Origin of the sequence: Micromonospora sp. II (assembly GCF_001709195.1) — a bacterium.
Lineage (GTDB): Bacteria > Actinomycetota > Actinomycetes > Mycobacteriales > Micromonosporaceae > Micromonospora > Micromonospora chalcea.
In genome coordinates this window covers 1-2,138 of the sequence record NZ_LYXF01000082.1, presented here as the reverse complement: position 1 = coordinate 2,138, position 2,138 = coordinate 1, and the positions used below count along the sequence as shown (strand labels likewise).

The 2,138-nt window shown below is 68.0% G+C and carries 1 protein-coding gene and 1 pseudogene; both read right to left on the bottom strand.

What is annotated here, in order from left to right:
• Nucleotides 1-656, bottom strand: a pseudogene (locus A8711_RS30040) (hypothetical protein); the annotation flags it as partial.
• A 291-nt stretch (nt 657-947) separates the two neighbouring features.
• On the bottom strand, nt 948-2,138 hold a 1,191-nt coding region (locus tag A8711_RS30035; RefSeq protein ID WP_069090048.1), incomplete at its 5' end, for a hypothetical protein.

Below are 2,138 nucleotides of genomic sequence, written 5' to 3'. Positions count from 1 at the left end.
GGGTACTTGAACTCGTTGGCGTTGCCGCCCTTGATTGTGAGGTCCTTGAGGGTGAGGTCGCCGCCGTCGCGGACGCGGAAGATGCGGAAGGTGTCTTCGGCGTCGCGCTTGATGGTGGAGCCGTTGCCCTTGATGGTGACGTCCTGCTTGATCTCGGGCAGGGCGGAGCCGAACTTGCGGTCCTTGACGCCGAGTTCGTAGGTGCAGTTCTCGGCGAGCTTGAGGGTGCCGCCGTGGTCGCGGTTGGCGAGTTCGAGGGCGTCGATCAGGGCGTCGTCGTCGCAGGCGACCTCGCGGGTCTTGCCGTGGTCGTCCTTGCCGTCCTTGCCCCAGTCGCCCTTGTCCGGGCCCCACTCGCCGCGGTCGCGGCCTTCCTGGCCACGGTCCTTGCCGTCCTTGCCGTCCTTGTCGTACCCGTCCCGGCCGTACTCGCCCTTGTCGCCGTGGTCGTCGTCGCTGAGCTGCTGCGTGGTCGACCACTTGACGTCGGCGAGCCGGTGCGGGCCGGTGGCCCCGGTGGTCGCGTAGGCCACGCCTGCGAGGCTGACCGCTCCGGTCAGGCCCACGACGCCCGTGGCGAGCCACATCCGGCGACGCCGGAGCGGGGAGATGGTCTTGCTGGTGGCGTCATTGTTATTGCGAAGGTAGTTGGACATCGGAGCTCTCTGCCCTCTCCTTGTACCTGACAAGGTCGCTTCGCCCTGGCGAGGCGGCCTTCGCTACAAATCGGTTGTAGCTGCTGAGAACGACCGTATGAGAACCTTCTTCGCCTCGTGGCCATATACGAAAAAAACCCGCATAAGGGTGCGGGTGGGATGGGCGGGCGCAGTGCGGTCCGGACGCCCCGGTGGGGGACACCACGGCCAGCCGGGCCGCTCCGAGGTCGGGAGCCCTCCTCCCGCCGTCGCGGCGGAAGGAGGGCACCCCGGGTTATGTGGTGGAGCGAATCAGTTGAAGCAGTCCTCGACGGTGTTGGCGCAGTTGGTGGGGTCGTTGTTGCTGATGAGGGACTTGTCGTCGAGCTTGACGCGTCCTTCGTTGTTGAGGACGCCGCCGGCGACCCGGTGGAGCTTGCTGGAGTCGGTGGCGGTGTTCTTGGTGACGTGGGTCTTGGTGAGGGTGATCTTGGCCTTGTTGTTGAAGATGCCGCCGCCGTTGAGGGCGGTGTTGGCCTTGATCTCGGTGTCGCGGATGGTGAGGGTGGCGTTGTCGTCCTTGTCGTGCTCGCGGGTGAGGAAGCCGTCCTCGATCTTGATGAGCCACTCACCGTTGTAGATGCCGCCGCCGAAGCGGCCGGCCGTGTTGTCCACGACCGCGCTGTCGGCGATCGTGGCGCTGCCCGCGAGGCCGTCCTTCTCGGCGCCGTTGCCGGCCCAGTCGCGCCCGCCGGTCGTCACCACGCCGCCGCCGTTGCCGTCGGCGTGGTTACCCGCCACGTGGACCTTCTCCAGGAGCAGGTCGGTGTTCTCGGCGTAGACGCCGCCACCGTTGTCGCAGGCGACGTTGCCGCCGATCGCGGTGAACGAGACGGTGACCCAGCCGCCGCTGCTGAACAGGCCACCACCGTTGTGGCCCGCCCGGTTGCGGCTCAGGGTGCTCAACGAGGCGTCCTTGCCCTCGTACGCCCCGGTGATCTCGACCGTGCCGGCGCGGTGCTTGCCGTGCTCACCCTTGTCGGCCTTCGCCGCCGAGGCCAGGTCGACCGGCCCGTCGTGGTGCTCACCGCTGCCGTTGGCGATGGCGCCGCCGTTGCCGCCGGCGGTGTTGTCGTCGACGTGGGTTTCCTCGACCTTGAGGATGCCCTCGTTGAAGATGCCGCCGCCGTCGCCCTGGGCGTGGTTGTTGACGACCTTGCTCTCCTTGAGCCAGGTGCGGCCGTAGTTGGCGACGGCGCCGCCGTCGCCCTCGGCGTTGTTGTCGGTCAGCTTCACGTTGTCCAGGTGCGCGCTGCCGCCGCGCTCGACCAGCAGCGCGCCGCCGTCACCCTCGACCCGCTTGGCATCCAGCTCGGCCGGGTCGGCCGCCTTCGGCACGGACGGCCCGGGGTACTTGAACTCGTTGGCGTTGCCGCCCTTGATTGTGAGGTCCTTGAGGGTGAGGTCGCCGCCGTCGCGGACGCGGAAGATGCGGAAGGTGTC